Origin of the sequence: Halomonas sp. H2 (genome assembly GCF_050215315.1) — a bacterium.
In the GTDB taxonomy this organism is placed as follows: domain Bacteria; phylum Pseudomonadota; class Gammaproteobacteria; order Pseudomonadales; family Halomonadaceae; genus Vreelandella.
This window is the reverse complement of the sequence record NZ_CP189760.1, coordinates 79,604-97,762: the sequence shown is the minus strand read 5'-3', so window position 1 is coordinate 97,762 and position 18,159 is coordinate 79,604. Positions and strand designations below refer to the sequence as shown.

The window sequence follows — 18,159 nt, the reverse complement described above, 5'->3', positions numbered from 1 at the left end:
TCAATCTACTATTCTTGTGAGCATCGCACTGGCCTGACCCGTGCTGGGATTGGCTTAATTGCCTTTGCATTGACCTGTCGGCCAGTGTTGATGTTCCCCGAAACTTCCCGGGCTCAGCGTTTGTGACCTAATAGGAGCTTTGTTCTGCACCGTGAGTGTCCTGTCCTGCGATTGAGATTGGGAATATGCCGTAGCTGAAGAGGTGTCCCATGAACGTGGAATCGCAGCAAGCACTTATTCTCGGTGTAGATACACATTTAGATATTCATGTCGGTGTGGTTATTAACGAGCTAGGTCAATTACTTGGAACTCGCTCTGTGTCTGCTAATGCAGCAGGTTATGCCGAACTATTAAGCTGGTCGTCGTTGTTTGGCACCCTGACTCGTGCAGGTGTTGAAGGAACAGGTACTTACGGCGCGGGGCTTTGCCGTTTTTTGATTGATTATGAAATCACTGTCTTTGAAGTTAATCGCCCTGATAGATCGAATCGGCGGCAAAAAGGCAAGTCTGACCCAACTGATGCTGAAAATGCTGCCAGGTCGGTATTGTCAGGTGTAGCGACTGCTATACCCAAACAGCAATCAGGCGCTTGTGAAGCGATGCGTATCGTATCAGTTGCCAGGCGCAGCGCTGTAAAAGCCAAAACGCAAGCTATCAATCAATTGCGAGCGCTATTGGTGAGTGCGCCTCAGGAAGTCCGTGAGAAGCTGTGGAGAGCGAAAACGAATGAGTGCGTGAAAGCGTGTGCGAGAGTTCGCAGCTTAGGGGATAGTGCTCTCTTGCAAACACTAGCATCGACGCTCAAGGCGCTTGCCAAGCGATGGTTAACGCTAGCTACCGAATTAGAACAACTCGATAAGCAGTTAGAGGCTCTGACTCAAAAACATGCGCAGAATTTGCGAAGCCGCTTTGGCGTAGGTCCTCATACGGCGGCCGTTCTTTTATCCGTTGCGGGAGACAATCCTGAGCGCTTAACAAATGAGGCTGCCTTGGCTGCTCTTTGCGGTGTAAATCCTTTGCCTGCCTCTTCAGGCAAAACGATAAGGCACCGCTTAAATCGAGGCGGTAGCCGAGCTGCTAACAATGCCTTGTGGACCATAGCCATGGTCAGAATGCGAAGCGATCCTCGGACCCGTGCTTATGTCGATCGCCGAACGGCGGAAGGACTGACCTCCAAGGAAATTCATCGTTGCCTGAAACGATATATTGTCCGCGAGCTATTTCCCTTGATAATGGAAGATCTTGGCAAATTACGAGAGGCCGTTTGACATAGGAGCGTCAATGCGCCAATGGAGAGGTTTTTTAGGAGCTTAAAAGTTGAATGGGTGCCAACGTACGGCTATCGCTCATTCTTGCAGGGGCAGCATCATATCGTGAACTATTTAATCGGGTATTACAGCCAGCTTAGGCCTCACCAACATAACGGTGGTATGAGTCCAAATCAGGCAGAGGAAAAATACTGGGTTAACTATAAACCGGTGGCCAGTTTTACTTGACCACTACAACTCAACCAAAAACGCATGCTCTCTATCCGTCATACTCTTACTTCCGCTCGCCCGGGAAGTTGGAGCAGCGCTGATAGAACCTTCGTTAAACCAGCTCGCGACCCGCGCTTGGTTTTCTTTCACCCGCTCGCGCACTCGGTTATCCGACGACATGCCAACCAAACACGTGTCGAAATACCAGCGCAAAAAGGCTGCAATTGTCAGCAGCCTCTGGTTGTAAGTATCAGGTTCGACAGCCAGCTTTGTCACTTTTCCACGTGAGCGGTCTCGCCGAAGCATGACGAAGAGGCTGCCTACAACCTCCGCCTCGGTAAACCCTTGTCCACGACTGACTCTGTGCCAAAGATCGATTCCTTGGTCGTCCAGCCACTCAAAAAAAATCATCAGCTCTCGCGCATTACGGGCTAGCGTGTTCGTCTTTAGGTGCTGACGGCCAAGAATAAATTCGTTCGCACTCGGGATTGGCATGCCATCTTCATCGAGCAGCAACGGCAACTCATGCCCGGCTGCTTGTCTGATAACCTCGATTCGCATCGATTGCTCCACCTTTAACTATACAAATCGATACTATATATCTACCTCACCATACGTTTGATACACATCATTTTTACTCCTAAAAACAACTATACGTGCTGTTAAAAAACACATAAAAAAAGCCATCTTCAACTATACGTTGAAAATGGCTTCATAAAATCTCAAGTCACTGTAATAAATAGATAAATACAACCTGCGAACAGATGGCAACTTTACATACTACTTTACCATGCGCTAGAACGGAATCTCATCGTCGAAGTCGTCAAAGTTACCCGGATCAGGCGCACCGTAACTGCTGTTCTGCTGGTTGGGCTGGGGTGCTTGATTGCCCTGCTGTGGCGCTGGCCGTGGCGGCTGCTGTGGGCTCTGCCCGCCTGGGTAGTTATTTCCGCCTTGCGGTGCGCCGCCCTGTTGGGGGTAACCGCCGCCCTGGTTATTCTGGGCCGGGTTATTTTGGCCAGGATTGTTCTGCGGCGCGCTGTTCTGCGCAGCAGCGTTTTGGTCGTAGTTGTTTTGCGGGGCACCGCCGCCCTGAAAATCACCGCTGCGACCGTCAAGCATCTGCATATCGTTGGCAACAATTTCGGTTGAGTAGCGATCCTGGCCGTTTTGATCCTGCCACTTGCGGGTCTGCAGGCGCCCTTCAATATACACTTTGGATCCTTTTTTCAGGTACTGCTGGGCGATTTCGGCGGTTTTATTGAACATCACCACGCGGTGCCATTCGGTACGCTCTTGGCGTTGGCCGCTCTGGCGATCCATCCAGGTATCGGTGGTGGCCAGGTTTAAGTTCGCCACGGCGGTGCCGCTGGGCGTGAAACGCACCTCTGGATCCTGCCCGAGGTTACCAATCAAAATTACTTTATTAATGCCGCGAGCCATAAGGCGCTCCTTTAAATGCTGCCATGTAGGGTTAATTACCAGCTGTGGTCAGTGTTACAACCCAGCTAGCTTAAGATTTGGGTGGCGCCAAGAGCTTTGTCAATGCCGCCTGGTCAAGCTGTTGACGGTTTACCTTTAGATAGACCAAACGCTCTTCCGGCACCACCATGACGTCCTCAACGCCGACCACATCGGCTAAATGTTCCATCAGCAGGTCGAGCGCATCTGCCTGGGTCTCGTGCAGCGCTACCACTTCGCTGGAAAGTGGCGGTGGCATGGGCATCCGCCACATGGCGACCCACCAGCACAGCGCCAGCCCAGCACAGCCGATAAAGACCGCGTCAAGGCCTCCATAATGAGCCAGCAAACCGCCTAGCGTACCACCTAAAAAAGCGCCTAAAAATTGGCTGGTAGAGTACACCCCCATCGCGGTGCCTTTCGCGCCCGCCGGCGCCAGCTTACTGAGCATGGAAGGAAGCGTGGCTTCCAGCAAGTTAAAGCCAGTAAAGAATATGAACAGCCATATAAACAGCCAATAGCCCGGCGATAATGGTAGCCCCAGCCCTGCCAGGCTGATCACAATAGCGCCAATGGCCAGTAGGCACATCAAGCGCATGCGCTGTTGCTTCTCTGCCACAATAATTAGCGGCACCATGGCCACAAACGATAGCGCCATAATGCCAAGATACGCCAGTCCGTGATACTCAATCGCCACGCCAGCGTTCAATAGCCGAAACGGCACCGCGACAAATATCGCCATCAGCACCAGGTGCAGGGCAAAAATTGACAGATCCAACCGCCATAAATCGGGGCGGGTTATCACACTCTTAAACTGCTGGCGATCCATTCCCACATCGCGGTGACGCCGCCTGCGCGGCGCGGCGGGCACCCAGCGCCACAGCACCAGCAAACTAACCAGCGTCAGCAGCGCGGTAAACCAGAACACACCCGCCAGTCCCACCCAGGCGGCAAGCCAGGGGCCCAGCACCATAGCAATGGCAAACGACACGCCAATCGAGAGGCCAATGGTCGCCATGGCGGCGGTGCGAACCTGCTCACGGGTTTGATCCGCCAGCAGTGCCATAATCGCCGCAGCCACGGCGCCCCCGCCTTGAAGCGCCCGCCCGGCGATCACGCCGCCAATAGTATCGGAAAGCGCGGCAACCACGCTGCCAAGCGCAAAAATCACCAGCCCTATGGCAATGACCCGCTTGCGGCCAATGCGGTCAGAGAGTAAGCCGAACGGGATTTGCAGCGTCGCCTGGGTTAAACCATAAACGCCCAATCCAATGCCCACCAACAGCGGGGTCGAACCTTCAAGCGTGTCGGCATACAGCGCCAACACCGGCAACACCATAAAAAGCCCCAGCATGCGAGATGCATAAAGCCCGGCCAAGCCGCTGATCGCACGACGTTCAGAGGCCAGCAATAGTGCGGAAACCTTGCGCATAGTGCCCTTATGTGTGACGAAGAGTCAGTAGGTGGTGGATAAACGTGGGGGTCAATAACCGTAACAACTAACGACAATCCTCTATTCTAGCCGTTTGAGTCGGCCCTGGAAACGTCACTAGTTGCCGCAGGTTACCAAAGCCGTTTTGCCGGGAGGGGTCTGACAAACGTATAATCACGCTTTTGCCGCGCGATTCGAGGTGTTGATGGACAGCATTCTGGTCAGGGGTGCCCGCACCCACAACCTCAAGCAGATCGATGTGGAGCTGCCCCGTAACAAGCTGATTGTGATAACCGGCCTCTCCGGCTCGGGTAAATCGTCGTTAGCGTTCGACACCCTTTACGCCGAGGGGCAGCGCCGCTACGTGGAATCGCTCTCCACCTATGCGCGCCAGTTCCTGTCGATGATGGAAAAGCCCGATGTGGATCACATCGAAGGGCTGTCGCCTGCGATCTCCATTGAGCAGAAGTCGACCTCCCACAACCCGCGCTCGACCGTGGGCACCATCACCGAAATTTACGACTACCTGCGCCTACTGTTTGCCCGTGCCGGGACGCCCCGCTGCCCCGAACATGGCGAAGACTTGGAAGCCCAGACCATTTCGCAGATGGTCGACCAAGTCATGAACCTCGCCGAAGGTACCAAACTGATGCTGCTGGCGCCGGTAGTCAAAGGTCGCAAAGGCGAACATTTACAGTTATTAGCCGAACTGCGCGCCCAGGGCTTCGTACGCGCCCTGGTCGATGGCCAAGTGCTCGAGCTGGACGACATCGCACCGCTGGATAAGCGCAAAAAACACGATATCAGCGTCGTCGTTGACCGCTTCAAAGTGCGCGATGACCTTGCCCAACGCTTGGCGGAGTCCTTTGAAACCGCGCTGAACCTCGCTGACGGCACCGCCATGGTTCACTTTATGGACGGTGAGCGCGAAGATATTGCCTTTTCGTCACGTTTTGCCTGCCCGGTGTGTGGTTACTCCTTGGCGGAGCTTGAGCCACGCATGTTCTCGTTCAACAACCCGGCGGGCGCCTGCCCCACCTGCGACGGGCTGGGTGTGCAGCAGTACTTCGACCCCGACAAACTGATCAGTCATCCGGAACTCTCACTGGCCGAAGGCGTGATCAAAGGCTGGGATCGGCGCAATATTTACTACTTTACCCAGCTCCAGGCGCTGGCCAAATACTATGGCTTCGAGCTGGAAACGCCCTGGCAAAAGCTCGCCCGCCGCGATCGGGAGGTTATCCTCAACGGCAGCGGCGACGAGCAAATCCCATTTGTGTACGTGGGTGATCGCGGCCGTAAAGTAACCCGCGAACACGCTTTCGAAGGCGTGCTGCCCAATATGCAGCGCCGCTATCGGGAAACCGAATCCAACATGGTGCGCGATGACCTGGTCAAATACATCGCCGTGCAGCCTTGTGCGACCTGTAACGGCTCGCGACTGCGTAAAGAGTCACGCCATGTTTACGTGGATGATCACAATATCGCCGAGATTGTGCGCTTCCCGATTGGTGAAGCCTGGCGCTACTTTGCCGATTTAAGCCTGCCGGGACGCAAAGGTGAGATCGCCGATAAAATCGTCCATGAGATCCACGCCCGATTAGAGTTTTTGGTCAATGTGGGACTGGATTACCTTAATCTTGAGCGCAGCGCCGATACCCTTTCCGGCGGTGAAGCCCAACGTATCCGGTTGGCCAGCCAAATTGGCGCGGGCCTGGTCGGGGTGATGTATATTCTCGATGAGCCCTCAATTGGCTTGCACCAGCGGGACAACGACCGACTGCTGAAAACCCTTGAGCGGCTGCGCGATTTGGGCAATACCGTGATTGTGGTCGAGCACGATGAAGACGCCATTCGCGCCGCTGATCACGTGCTGGATATCGGCCCAGGTGCAGGTGTTCACGGCGGTGAAATTGTCGCCCAGGGCACCTCGCAAGACGTGATGGACAACCCCAACTCGCTGACCGGCCAATACTTATCTGGCACCCGGGAAATCGCCGTGCCGCCCTACCGCATTCCCGGCAACCCAGAAAAGCAGCTGATTGTGCGCGGCGCTACCGGTAATAATCTGCAGAATGTAACGCTTAGCCTGCCACTGGGGCTGTTTATCGCCATTACCGGCGTTTCCGGCTCGGGTAAATCGACGTTGATCAACGGCACGTTAATGCCGATTGCCGCGCGCGAATTAAACCGCGCGACCACGCTGACCGCCGCGCCCTATGAGAAGATCGAGGGGCTCGACCAGCTCGATAAAGTCATCGATATCGACCAAAGCCCGATTGGCCGCACGCCACGCTCCAATCCGGCCACCTATACGGGTATTTTCACGCCAATTCGCGAGCTGTTTGCGGGCACCCAAGAAGCGCGTTCCCGGGGCTATAAGCCCGGCCGCTTCAGCTTTAACGTTAAAGGTGGGCGCTGCGAGGCGTGCCAGGGCGAAGGCATGATCAAGGTAGAGATGCACTTTCTGCCGGATATCTACGTGCCCTGCGACGTGTGTAAGGGCAAGCGCTACAACCGCGAAACCCTGGATATTCACTACAAGGGTAAAACGATCCACGAAGTGCTGGCCATGACGGTGGAAGACGCACTGGAATTCTTTAGCCCAGTACCCGCCATTGCACGCCGTTTGCAAACCTTGCTCGACGTAGGCCTTTCCTACATTCGCTTAGGGCAGAGCGCCACCACCCTTTCGGGCGGCGAAGCGCAGCGGGTTAAACTGGCCCGCGAACTGGCCAAGCGCGATACCGGCAAAACGCTGTATATTCTTGATGAGCCCACTACCGGGCTACACTTTGAGGATATCCGCCAGCTGCTGACGGTACTCCACCGCCTGCGCGATCACGGCAATACTATCGTGGTGATTGAGCACAACCTGGATGTGATCAAAACCGCCGACTGGATTGTCGATCTCGGCCCCGAAGGGGGCTCCGGTGGCGGGCAGATCATTGCTGAAGGTACACCGGAACAGATCGCTAAACAGAACGTTTCGCATACCGGTCGTTTCTTAGCACCACTGCTGGCGCGTAGCAAAGAACGCGCGACTAAACGCTAAAAAGCCTGGGGGTTATTCACCCCCAGGCTAAGCTATTTAAAAGACCGCGCTAATCAAAAGGCTGAGCTAGCCGCACTTGGACCAGCCGCAGCCGGCGTAGCAGGTGGGGCAACCATCCATCATGATCAGCTCACCACGACACTCAGGGCAGTTACCCACCGTGGCAGGGCCGCTGCCTTCAGGCTTTTTTGGCGCTAACGGCGCCCCGCCAATAGGCTCTACTGCCCCCGCTTCAACGTGTACATCGGCTGCCTCTTCCTCCGGCTGCCAAGCATGGCCGTGGGTCATGCGGTGGGCGTAGCGCTCGACCAACTGCTCAACCGGCACTTGGTTGCCATCCTGATCCAGGAAGCCGCGACGATAGAGAATCTGCTGGATCGACCAGGCAATCGCCGCCACTTCTGAATCGTGGAACATCGGTTTGTTCCAGCGGTTCATACCACAGCGCACCAAGCCTTTATCCCAAGCCACTTTACGCAGATCCGCCACCGCCTGGGTGACATAACCACCGCGGGCCGCCAGCGACAAGCTACGCATGGTCGCGGTGATCCACTGATGCTCGCTGGAGAGCTGCCCGGATGGGAAAAAGAACTCCACCGGGCGCTCAATCACCACGCGTTGACTGCCAATCACACCTTCCACCGGCATAAACGACACCAACAGATAGACTTTCTTGCGCCCTTCGGCGCCTACATATGAGATCTTTTCGGAAACTGCTTCTAAGGTACCTTCCGGGCGGGAAGGAATACGCACCGTTAGCGGATCTTCATCCTGCAGCTCAGGAGTGGGCGCGGCCTGCTCCTGCTGCTTGATACGGTAACCAACAATTTTTGAGGTAATTTCAACAGCCATGGTGTTCTCCATCAGCAAAGGCAATGCAAAGGTAATCGGGCGATTGTTGTCAGTCGATGCGCGTTACCATTTGCCGTAGGTACCCTCTTTTAAGCCATCAAACAGGTTGGCAGCATTATGCTCTTCACCGTCGTAAATCACCGTTTCGTCCCCGGTTAGCTCGAGGGTTTCGCCATTTTCCAGCTCAAACACGTAGGTGGTGTTTTTAAGATCATCCTCGCGCACCAGCACACCCTGGAAGGCTTCAGGGTTAAAACGGAAAGTCGTGCAGCCTTTTAAGCGACTTTCATAGGCTTGCAAGTAGAGATCCTGGAACTGCTCAAAGGGGAACTCGGTGGGCACATTGACCGTTTTTGAGATCGCCGAATCGACCCAGTGCTGAGCCGCGGCCTGAACGGCGACGTGCTGTTCAGGCGAAATCGCATCGGCAGTGACAAAGTAATCGGGCAGGTCGCTTTCTACTGCATCGGCGGCGATAAAGTGACGATAGGCCGCCAGCTCAAAGGAGACGACTTCGACCTGCTCTTTGGTCTTTTTTCCAGACTGGATAATGTTGCGGAAGTAGCGGTGCGAGAACGACGGCTCAATGCCGTTGGAGGCGTTGTTACCCATCGACAGGCTGATGGTACCGGTCGGCGCGATAGAACTATGGTGGGTAAAGCGTGCACCGTGCTCGGCCAGTTGCGCCACTAGCTCCGGCTCAAGCTCAGCTACCTGAGCCATATACTGGCTATAGCGAGCGTGCAGAATACGCCCCGGCACTTGGTCACCCACTTCGTAGCCATCTTTGGCGAGCTGCGGCCGTTCGCGGAGCATTTTGGGGGTTATGCTGTGCTCCTGCTCCAGCACTGGCGCCATGCCCTTCTCTTGAGAGAGTTCCAATGCCTGCTTCCAACCCTCAATGGCTAAATGGCGGCTGACTTCATCGGTGAATACCAGCGACTGCTTAGAGCCGTAGGGGATCTTGAGCATGGTGAGCGTCGACCCTAAGCCCAGAAAGCCCATGCCGTGGCGGCGCTTGGCTTCAATCTCACGCTGCTGCTGGGGCAGCGGCAGGCCAGCAATTTCCACCACGTTGTCAAGCATACGGGTGAAAATGGCGACCACTTTGCGGTAGCGCGCCCAGTCAAAGCGCGGCTTGGCACCAAAGGGGTCAATCACAAACTTGGTCAGGTTCACCGAACCCAACAAGCAGGCGCCTTCTGGCGGCAGCGGCTGCTCGCCACAGGGGTTGGTAGCGCGGATATCCTCGCAGAACCAGTTGTTGTTCATGCGGTTAACTTGGTCGATCAGGATAAAGCCTGGTTCCGCGTAGTCATAGGTGGAGGACATGATGGTGTCCCACAACTCCCGCGCTTTGATCACTTCAACAATACGGCAGGCGACGCGGCCTTCGGCATCTACCGTGTAGCCTTCTTCAATCACCGGCCAGTCGCGGTAGATCAGGTCTTGCGCTTTAACATCTTCTTTCTCACCAGGATGCAGCGGAAAGGCCAGCGGCCAGTCGGTATTGTTCTTGACCGCTTCCATAAACTCGTCAGTGATCAGTAGGCTAAGGTTAAACTGACGCAGCCGCCCTGCTTCACGCTTGGCCTGGATAAACTCGCGCACGTCCGGGTGGCCCACATCAAAGGTACCCATTTGGGCGCCACGGCGGCCACCGGCAGAGGCCACGGTGAAGCACATCTTGTCGTAGATATCCATAAACGCCAGCGGGCCGTTAGTACCCGCACCCGCGCCGAATACAAACGCGCCTTTGTGGCGTAGCGTCGAGAAGTCGTAGCCGATGCCGGCACCTGACTTAAGCGTCATGCCCGCATCGACCACCGAGTCGAGAATATCGCGCATGGAGTCGCGAATGGTACGCGAGACGGTGCAGTTAATCAGGCTCACTGCAGGCTTATAGGCCTCAGCGCCCGCGTTGGAGAGAATACGACCGGCAGGAATGGCGCCATTTTCCAGCGCCCAACGAAATTTCGGTAGCCACTCTTCGGCTTTGTCACCCTCCACCGCTGCGAGAGCGCGTGCGACACGTTCAAACGTCGCCCCAACATCCTGATCGACGGGTTGGCTATGACGATCCTTGAGACGGTATTTGGCATCCCAAATCTCCCGCGAGGGCGCCTGCATAGGAACATCATTAGAGGTTTTGATAGCCTTGGCAGCGGTGCTCATGTCGCAAAACTCCTTCACAACAGGGTGAATATAGCGCTTAAATCGTAGCGATTATACGTAGCATCGGAGTGAAGTATAGACTTGACTTTCCACCATATGAGGCACTTTATGTACATTTTTATACCATATATAGGAAAATCAGCGCGTTACTCTTTTGCCTTTCTGCAAGACGCTATAGACTGGTTTTTTATTAATAGTCGATTGGTTTTAGTTAGATGGCCCTGATCATAACTGCACTTCATGCCCTGCGTTTTCGTTTTCTCTCCCTAGCCGCTGTGACGATGGTCATCTCGTTGATGGCCGTTATACCCGTCACTAACGCCGCCACGTTTAATACTGATGGTGTGGCTTCCCATACTCATTGGCAATCAATGACGCTCTCGCTGGGCGGCGAGCAGCACTATCGTGCGGTAGAGACTCACAGCTATTCGGACGCCACGCTTAGCCTAAACACAAGCCCAGGAGTATGCGATTTGCCCTGGCTGGAGGTGCGCGTCACGCTTGAGCAGCAACAGAGTGAAAGCCGTGCGGTCAACCTGGTACCTGCCCGGCTTCGCATCGATGAACAACCGGTAATCGACACCATGGCGGAATTTATTACCGAACGTGGCGACGATGGTTTTTATGCCCATTTTTACCTTAACGACTTAGAAGCGCTGATAGCGGATATGCGCCAGGGCAAGCAGTTGTTTCTCGGCTTTGACCAGAAACAGCAAGAACCGTGGTATATGACCTTTAGCCTCCAAGGGGCGGATGCGGCGATTACCCGAATGCTGACTCAGTGTGAAGGCACTGAATATACTACACACTAAGATTCTCTATCTGACACCAAGGAATACTGCTGCACTTTCGTTAGGAAGAGCTTATAAGTCCAGGCCAAAGTGTGGTTCTTCTACTCACGACTCCCCCCTCACAACTCACCCTTTTATAACCCCCACGCATAAAAAAATCCCCCAGAGCGCAAGCCCTGGGGGATTTTGGGTATAGGTGCCTGACGATGACCTACTCTCGCATGGGGAGACCCCACACTACCATCGGCGCTAAGCGGTTTCACTGCTGAGTTCGGCAAGGGATCAGGTGGTTCACGCGTGCTATGGTCGTCAGGCGTAACGGTTAATGTACATCATGCTGACGAGCGGGCTGTCTATCGTTGCTTGCTCAATTGTGTGCGTCTCATTACCTGCCGCCTGTGCGCTTAATGCGTCAGGCCACACGCTGCGTATCCGGTTGTTTCATGTCACGTCATCATTTTGAGCAGACCCCTTGGGTGTTATAGGGTCAAGCCTCACGGGCCATTAGTACACGTTAGCTCAACGCCTTGCAGCGCTTCCACACCGTGCCTATCAACCAGCTGGTCTCGCTGGGCCCTTCAGGAGGCTCTAGGCCTCGGGGATGTCTCATCTTGAAGGGGGCTTCCCGCTTAGATGCTTTCAGCGGTTATCCCGTCCGACCATAGCTACCCGGCAATGCCACTGGCGTGACAACCGGAACACCAGAGGGTCGTCCACTCCGGTCCTCTCGTACTAGGAGCAGCCCTTCTCAAACATCCAACGCCCACGGCAGATAGGGACCGAACTGTCTCACGACGTTCTAAACCCAGCTCGCGTACCACTTTAAATGGCGAACAGCCATACCCTTGGGACCGACTTCAGCCCCAGGATGTGATGAGCCGACATCGAGGTGCCAAACACCGCCGTCGATGTGAACTCTTGGGCGGTATCAGCCTGTTATCCCCGGAGTACCTTTTATCCGTTGAGCGATGGCCCTTCCATACAGAACCACCGGATCACTAGAACCTGCTTTCGCACCTGCTCGACGTGTCTGTCTCGCAGTCAAGCACCCTTATGCTCTTGCACTCATTGCACGATGTCCGACCGTGCTGAGGGTACCTTCGTGCTCCTCCGTTACTCTTTAGGAGGAGACCGCCCCAGTCAAACTACCCACCACACACTGTCCTCGATCCGGATAACGGACCTGAGTGAGAACGCCAATGATGCCAGGCTGGTATTTCAAGGTTGGCTCCGCCCGAACTGGCGTCCGGAGTTCAAAGCCTCCCAGCTATCCTACACAGGCAACATCAGCGTCCAGTGTGAAGCTATAGTAAAGGTTCACGGGGTCTTTCCGTCTAGCCGCGGGTACACCGCATCTTCACGGCGATTTCAATTTCACTGAGTCTCGGGTGGAGACAGCGTGGCCATCATTACGCCATTCGTGCAGGTCGGAACTTACCCGACAAGGAATTTCGCTACCTTAGGACCGTTATAGTTACGGCCGCCGTTTACCGGGGCTTCAATCAAGAGCTTCGCCTTGCGGCTAACACCATCATTTAACCTTCCGGCACCGGGCAGGCGTCACACCCTATACGTCCGCTTGCGCGTTAGCAGAGTGCTGTGTTTTTAATAAACAGTTGCAGCCACCTGGTATCTTCGACCGGTTCGGGCTAGGAGAGCAAGTCTCTTCACCCTACGCCGGCGTGCCTTCTCCCGAAGTTACGGCACCATTTTGCCTAGTTCCTTCACCCGAGTTCTCTCAAGCGCCTTGGGATTCTCACCCTGACCACCTGTGTCGGTTTGGGGTACGGTCGCACATGATCTGAAGCTTAGAGGCTTTTCCTGGAAGCGTGGCATCAGTGACTTCCTGACCGTGGTCAGTTCGTCTCACATCTCGGCTTTAAGCGTCCCGGATTTACCTAAGACACCAGCCTACTCACTTTCACCAGGGCTACCAACGCCTGGCTCACCTAGCCTTCTTCGTCCCCCCATCGCAACCATGTCCGGTACGGGAATATTGACCCGTTTCCCATCGACTACGCCTTTCGGCCTCGCCTTAGGGGCCGACTCACTCTGCTCCGATTAGCGTCGAACAGAAACCCTTGGTCTTCCGGCGAGGGAGTTTTTCACTCCCTTTATCGTTACTCATGTCAGCATTCGCACTCGTGATACCTCCAGCAGACTTCTCAATCCACCTTCATTGGCTTACACGACGCTCCTCTACCGCGCATTCCTAAGAATGCACCCGTAGCTTCGGTACCTGGTTTAGCCCCGTTACATCTTCCGCGCAGGCCGACTCGACTAGTGAGCTATTACGCTTTCTTTAAAGGATGGCTGCTTCTAAGCCAACCTCCTAGCTGTCTGAGCCTTCCCACATCGTTTCCCACTTAACCAGGATTTCGGGACCTTAGCTGACGGTCTGGGTTGTTTCCCTTTTCACGACGGACGTTAGCACCCGCCGTGTGTCTCCCACGCGTTACTCACCGGTATTCGGAGTTTGCCTCGGGTTGGTAAGTCGGGATGACCCCCTAGCCGAAACAGTGCTCTACCCCCGGCGGTACTACATGAGGCGCTACCTAAATAGCTTTCGAGGAGAACCAGCTATCTCCGAGCTTGATTAGCCTTTCACTCCGATCCACAAGTCATCCAAATCTTTTTCAACAGATCCTGGTTCGGGCCTCCAATTGATGTTACTCAATCTTCACCCTGCTCATGGATAGATCGCTCGGTTTCGGGTCTATATCCAGCGACTGTGTCGCCCAGTTAAGACTCGGTTTCCCTACGGCTCCCCTATACGGTTAACCTCGCCACTGAATATAAGTCGCTGACCCATTATACAAAAGGTACGCCGTCACGGAACAAGTCCGCTCCGACTGCTTGTACGCACACGGTTTCAGGATCTATTTCACTCCCCTCTCCGGGGTTCTTTTCGCCTTTCCCTCACGGTACTGGTTCACTATCGGTCAGCCAGGAGTATTTAGCCTTGGAGGATGGTCCCCCCGTCTTCAGTCAAGGTTTCTCGTGCCCCGACCTACTCGATTTCACATGGTCAGATTTTCGACTACGGGGCTATCACCCGCTACGGCCGCGCTTCCCAACGCATTCGCCTAATCAGTCACATGCTTAAGGGCTGGTCCCCGTTCGCTCGCCGCTACTAGGGGAATCTCGGTTGATTTCTTTTCCTCAGGGTACTTAGATGTTTCAGTTCCCCTGGTTCGCCTCGTACCCCTATGTATTCAGGGCACGATACTCATCTTATGATGAGTGGGTTTCCCCATTCAGAAATGCCCGGGTCACAGGTTGTTGCCACCTCACCGAGCCTTATCGCAGGCTACCACGTCTTTCATCGCCTCTGGCTGCCTAGGCATCCACCGTGTGCGCTTCATTGCTTGACCCTATAACCCGAAGGAGTCTGGTATCTCGCAATGATCACGTTTCATTGTGCCGGATACGCTGACGCGTATCACAATTTAAGAAGCACTTCTTGCGAAGTGTTCTTGTCAGCATGATATACATTGTTAAAGAGCGACTGCTATAAGCAGTGATAAGCGTTCTTTCATATTAAAAAAAGAAAAAGACCTTTAAGACCTTAAACGCTATTTTTTCTTTTTAACGTGAAAAAAACAGAGCCACTTATCACTGCGTATTAACAGCATTCTGATCAGGTAATTCATTGTGGACGCTTACTAACGTGTGACGCATCGTTTAAGGAGGTGATCCAGCCGCAGGTTCCCCTACGGCTACCTTGTTACGACTTCACCCCAGTCATGAACCACACCGTGGTGATCGCCCTCTTGCGTTAGGCTAACCACTTCTGGTGCAGTCCACTCCCATGGTGTGACGGGCGGTGTGTACAAGGCCCGGGAACGTATTCACCGTGACATTCTGATTCACGATTACTAGCGATTCCGACTTCACGGAGTCGAGTTGCAGACTCCGATCCGGACTGAGACCGGCTTTAAGGGATTCGCTGACTCTCGCGAGCTCGCTGCCCTTTGTACCGGCCATTGTAGCACGTGTGTAGCCCTACCCGTAAGGGCCATGATGACTTGACGTCGTCCCCACCTTCCTCCGGTTTGTCACCGGCAGTCTCCTTAGAGTTCCCGCCATTACGCGCTGGCAAATAAGGACAAGGGTTGCGCTCGTTACGGGACTTAACCCAACATTTCACAACACGAGCTGACGACAGCCATGCAGCACCTGTCTGACAGTTCCCGAAGGCACACCAAGATCTCTCTCGGCTTCTGTCGATGTCAAGGGTAGGTAAGGTTCTTCGCGTTGCATCGAATTAAACCACATGCTCCACCGCTTGTGCGGGCCCCCGTCAATTCATTTGAGTTTTAACCTTGCGGCCGTACTCCCCAGGCGGTCGACTTATCGCGTTAACTTCGCCACAAAGTGCGCTAGGCACCCAACGGCTGGTCGACATCGTTTACGGCGTGGACTACCAGGGTATCTAATCCTGTTTGCTACCCACGCTTTCGCACCTCAGTGTCAGTGTCAGTCCAGAAGGCCGCCTTCGCCACTGGTATTCCTCCCGATCTCTACGCATTTCACCGCTACACCGGGAATTCTACCTTCCTCTCCTGCACTCTAGCCTGACAGTTCCGGATGCCGTTCCCAGGTTGAGCCCGGGGCTTTCACAACCGGCTTATCAAGCCACCTACGCGCGCTTTACGCCCAGTAATTCCGATTAACGCTTGCACCCTCCGTATTACCGCGGCTGCTGGCACGGAGTTAGCCGGTGCTTCTTCTGCGAGTGATGTCTTTCCTAATGGGTATTAACCACTAGGCGTTCTTCCTCGCTGAAAGTGCTTTACAACCCGAGGGCCTTCTTCACACACGCGGCATGGCTGGATCAGGGTTGCCCCCATTGTCCAATATTCCCCACTGCTGCCTCCCGTAGGAGTTCGGGCCGTGTCTCAGTCCCGATGTGGCTGATCATCCTCTCAGACCAGCTACGGATCGCTGCCTTGGTGAGCCATTACCTCACCAACTAGCTAATCCGACATAGGCTCATCCAATAGCGGGAGCCGAAGCCCCCTTTCTCCCGTAGGACGTATGCGGTATTAGTCTGAGTTTCCCCAGGTTATCCCCCACTATCGGGCAGATTCCTATGCATTACTCACCCGTCCGCCGCTCGTCAGCGGGGTGCAAGCACCCCCTGTTACCGCTCGACTTGCATGTGTTAGGCCTGCCGCCAGCGTTCAATCTGAGCCATGATCAAACTCTTCAGTTTAAGATCTATGCGGTTCTTACCTGCCACTCGAAAGGGACAGAAGCGAACCAAACTTGGCTCAAGGGTCAAACGAATTCATTCAAAACAGATCCCAAAGGACGAATCCTTTAAAACCTTATTGCTTGAGTCGCTTGCCTTGATATTTGGTGATTTGTCACCAACATCAGCAAGCGCCCACATGAATTACCTGATCAAATTGTTAAAGAGCTGTTTCGCTGTCTGGTTACTGTGAAAGTAACCGGGCTGCCGTTGACTTGGCTTGCCTCAGCGAGGAAGGCGTATTCTACGCAGTTCCTGGTGGTTGTCAACCGCTGCTTTAGCGACGGAAGCGAGCGATAGAACCTGCGCTAACTTCCTGACAAACCGAAGCTTTTACACTTCATTCACCGCTGGTAACGCTTGGCGTCCCCGGCAGCGTACTTTACGGTTTCGCTGACGGATTGGCAAGGGGTTTTTAGCGTCGGGATAAATTGAAATAGATAGAAGCGCTAACGGTGCTCTCTAAACATCGCGGATCGAACCTGTCACCAGCGAATCTGACCCGAGGTCGGCGATGCTACGCGCACCGGTGAGCGTCATCGCAACTCGCATTTCCTTCTCGAACAGCTCAAGCAGATGGGCAACGCCCGCCTCCCCAGCAGTAGCAAGCGCATAGATGAAGGCACGCCCAAGCAATACGGTATCGGCACCCATGGCGATCATCCGCACTACATCGAGCCCGCTGCGCACGCCGGAATCAGCCAAAATGGCCAAGTCACCCTTTACCGCATCGGCGATAGCAGGCAACGCACGTGCAGTCGAGGGAACACCATCGAGCTGGCGGCCGCCATGATTGGAAACGACAATACCATCCGCACCGAAGCGCACCGCATCGCGGGCATCCTCGGGGTCAAGTATACCCTTAATGATCATCGGGCCATCCCATTGCTCTCTAATCCACTCCAAGTCTTTCCAGGAGATGGACGGATCAAAGTTATCACCCAGCCAGGCAATATAGTCCTCAAGCTCCGTTGGCTTACCGCGATAATCAGACACGTTACCCAGGTCATGGGGGCGACCATGGATGCCCACATCCCAAGCCCAAAAAGGGTGCATTGCCGCCTGAGCCATTCGCCGCATCGGCCCGTACTCACCGCTCATGCCCGAGTGAGCATCACGATAACGCGCGCCTGGAACAGGCATATCAACGGTAAAAATAAGCGTCTTGACGCCAGCAGCCTTGGCTCTTTCCAGAACATGTTTCATAAAGCCCCGGTCTTTCAGCACATAGAGCTGAAACCAGATGGGCCGATCAATGGCCGAAGCCACCTCATCAATAGGGCATACCGATACCGTCGACAGCGTAAACGGTATACCTTTATTAGCCGCCGCCCGTGCCGCCTGCACCTCCCCGCGCCTGGCATACATGCCCGCCAGCCCCACCGGCGCTAGAGCAATTGGCATGGCAAGCTTTTCACCCAACAGCTCGGTTTCAAGTGACAGCGACGACATATCCTTCAGGACGCGTTGGCGCAGTGCGATGCCGGCAAGATCCTCCACATTATGACGCAGCGTATGCTCCGCGTAGGATCCACCGTCGGCGTAGTGAAAAAGAAAAGGAGGGATACGACGCTTGGCGGCTTGGCGGTAATCCGTAGATGCTGAAATGATCATGAGGAGCCCTATGCAATGGATGCGCTAAACACTGACGCTCCAAA

9 protein-coding genes, 3 rRNA genes and 1 pseudogene are annotated in these 18,159 nt (G+C 54.6%); 4 read left to right on the top strand and 9 right to left on the bottom strand.

From position 1 onward, the window contains the following. Window positions 1–209: 209 nt before the first annotated feature. Both ACQE2I_RS00405 and ACQE2I_RS00400 read left to right on the top strand, forming a co-directional pair. Entirely contained in the window at window positions 210–1,268 is a 1,059-nt protein-coding gene (locus tag ACQE2I_RS00405; RefSeq protein WP_427029549.1) for an IS110 family transposase, read from the top strand. Window positions 1,269–1,280: 12 nt separating this feature from the next. Further along, window positions 1,281–1,496, top strand: a pseudogene (locus ACQE2I_RS00400) (IS3 family transposase); the annotation flags it as partial. Window positions 1,497–1,499: 3 nt separating this feature from the next. Here ACQE2I_RS00400 and ACQE2I_RS00395 read toward each other — a convergent pair. From ACQE2I_RS00395 to ACQE2I_RS00385, 3 genes are all read right to left on the bottom strand, one after another. Further along, on the bottom strand, window positions 1,500–2,039 hold the full coding sequence (locus tag ACQE2I_RS00395; protein WP_427029548.1) for a hypothetical protein: 540 nt from the start codon (window positions 2,037–2,039) through the stop codon (window positions 1,500–1,502). A 234-nt stretch (window positions 2,040–2,273) separates the two neighbouring features. Then, entirely contained in the window at window positions 2,274–2,921 is a 648-nt protein-coding gene (locus tag ACQE2I_RS00390) for a single-stranded DNA-binding protein (protein ID WP_427029546.1), read from the bottom strand. A 70-nt stretch (window positions 2,922–2,991) separates the two neighbouring features. Beyond that, complete coding sequence (locus tag ACQE2I_RS00385; protein ID WP_427029545.1) at window positions 2,992–4,371, bottom strand: MFS transporter; 1,380 nt, start codon at window positions 4,369–4,371, stop codon at window positions 2,992–2,994. 205 nt (window positions 4,372–4,576) lie between these two features. Between ACQE2I_RS00385 and uvrA the strand changes: the two genes are divergently transcribed. Beyond that, complete coding sequence (uvrA, locus tag ACQE2I_RS00380) at window positions 4,577–7,426, top strand: excinuclease ABC subunit UvrA (RefSeq protein WP_427029544.1); 2,850 nt, start codon at window positions 4,577–4,579, stop codon at window positions 7,424–7,426. Window positions 7,427–7,492: 66 nt separating this feature from the next. Here uvrA and ACQE2I_RS00375 read toward each other — a convergent pair whose 3' ends face one another. Then, the gene (locus ACQE2I_RS00375) at window positions 7,493–8,278 is read right to left on the bottom strand and encodes a ribonucleoside-diphosphate reductase (protein WP_427029543.1); all 786 of its coding nucleotides are present in this window, start codon (window positions 8,276–8,278) and stop codon (window positions 7,493–7,495) included. 63 nt (window positions 8,279–8,341) lie between these two features. After that, window positions 8,342–10,453: an adenosylcobalamin-dependent ribonucleoside-diphosphate reductase gene (locus ACQE2I_RS00370; RefSeq protein WP_427029542.1), complete on the bottom strand. Its 2,112-nt coding sequence runs from the start codon at window positions 10,451–10,453 to the stop codon at window positions 8,342–8,344. Between the two features lie 215 nt (window positions 10,454–10,668). Here ACQE2I_RS00370 and ACQE2I_RS00365 point away from each other — a divergent pair, with 215 nt between their 5' ends. Further along, entirely contained in the window at window positions 10,669–11,265 is a 597-nt protein-coding gene (locus tag ACQE2I_RS00365) for a hypothetical protein (protein WP_427029541.1), read from the top strand. Window positions 11,266–11,442: 177 nt separating this feature from the next. Here ACQE2I_RS00365 and rrf read toward each other — a convergent pair. The 4 genes from rrf to lldD all read right to left on the bottom strand — a co-directional run bounded on the left by rrf (window position 11,443) and on the right by lldD (window position 18,115). Beyond that, window positions 11,443–11,558: ribosomal RNA gene (rrf, locus tag ACQE2I_RS00360) — 5S ribosomal RNA — on the bottom strand. A gap of 169 nt (window positions 11,559–11,727) precedes the next feature. Continuing rightward, window positions 11,728–14,618, bottom strand: a 23S ribosomal RNA gene (locus ACQE2I_RS00355). A gap of 311 nt (window positions 14,619–14,929) precedes the next feature. Then, window positions 14,930–16,462 (bottom strand): 16S ribosomal RNA (locus tag ACQE2I_RS00350). The 16S, 23S and 5S rRNA genes sit together here, the layout of an rRNA operon. Window positions 16,463–16,963: 501 nt before the next feature. Beyond that, window positions 16,964–18,115 carry an FMN-dependent L-lactate dehydrogenase LldD gene (gene lldD, locus ACQE2I_RS00345; protein ID WP_427029540.1) on the bottom strand — a complete coding sequence of 384 codons (1,152 nt, stop codon included), beginning with the start codon at window positions 18,113–18,115 and terminating at the stop codon, window positions 16,964–16,966. Window positions 18,116–18,159: the final 44 nt, after the last annotated feature.